Source organism: Streptomyces sp. NPDC000941, from assembly GCF_053599555.1.
Window position 1 is genome coordinate 1 of the sequence record NZ_JBSFMM010000559.1, and the last position, 1,206, is coordinate 1,206.

Here is a 1,206-nt window from a genome sequence, read left to right on the forward strand (position 1 = left end):
GACATCACCTTCGGCGCCACCACCGCCGGCCGACCCCCACACATACCCCACATCGAAACCATGGTCGGCCTCTTCATCAACACACTCCCCGTCCGGGTCACCCTGCAGCCCAGCGAATCGATCAGCGCACTGCTGAAGCGAGTACAGCAGGAACAGACCGAGCTGCTGGCCCATCAGCACCTAGGGCTTGCCGATATCCAGAAGGCGGTGGGACTCGGCGAACTCTTCGACACGGTTATTGTCTTTGAGAACTACCCTGTTGATCTTCCCGACGCTGACGGGCCTTCGGGAGAACTCCAGTTCACGAAGGAAGACACCAGGAGCGGCAACCACTACCCGCTCACCCTGGCGGTAGTTCCCGGCCGCCAACTCCACCTCCGGTTCGACTACCGCGGCGATCTGTTCGACCGGGCGACGGTTGAGGCGTTGGCTGGTCGTTTTGTGCGGGTGTTGGAGGCGGTGGCCGCGGATCCGGATATGCCGGTGGGGCGGGTCGATGTGCTGGGTGAGACCGAGCGGCAGCAGCTGCTGGTCGACTGGAACAACACCGCGCATCCCGTGCCGGATGCGGTGGTACCGGAGCTGCTCGAAGCGCAGGTCGCACGGACCCCGGACGCAGTGGCGGTGGTCTGCGAAGGCGAGAAGCTGACCTATGGCGAGTTGAATATGCGGGCCAACCGGCTCGCCCGGCACCTGATCGGACAGGGGGTTGGGCCGGAGCAGCTGGTGGCGGTTGCCCTGCCACGCTCGGCCGAACTGCTGGTGGCGCTGCTGGCGGTGATGAAATCAGGAGCGGCGTACGTGCCCGTGGACCCCGAACTGCCCGCCCAGCGGATCAGCTACATGCTCCAGGACGCCGACCCGCTGCTCCTGATCACCGACACCACCACCACAACCACCACCCTGCCCGCCCTGGACGGTCTGTCCGTGGTGGTGGACGCTCCTGAGACGGCCGCACAGATCGCAGCCCAGCCCGGCACCGACATACGCGACACCGACCGCACCGGAGCGCTGCTGTCCGGACACCCGGTATACGTCATCTACACCTCCGGCTCCACCGGCCGCCCCAAAGGCGTCATCATCCCCCACCACGCCCTGGTCAACTACCTGGCCCGCGCCACCGAGGCATACCCCGAACTGTCCGGGACCACCGTCGCCCACGCCTCCGTCTCCTTCGACATCGGCATCACCGTCCTCTACGGCACC

At 66.1% G+C, this 1,206-nt stretch carries 1 protein-coding gene; it reads left to right on the forward strand.

Going from position 1 to position 1,206, the window contains the following annotated elements:
* The coding region (locus ACWDSL_RS53470) for an AMP-binding protein (RefSeq protein WP_450497034.1) at positions 1–1,206 on the forward strand (1,206 nt) is incomplete at both ends.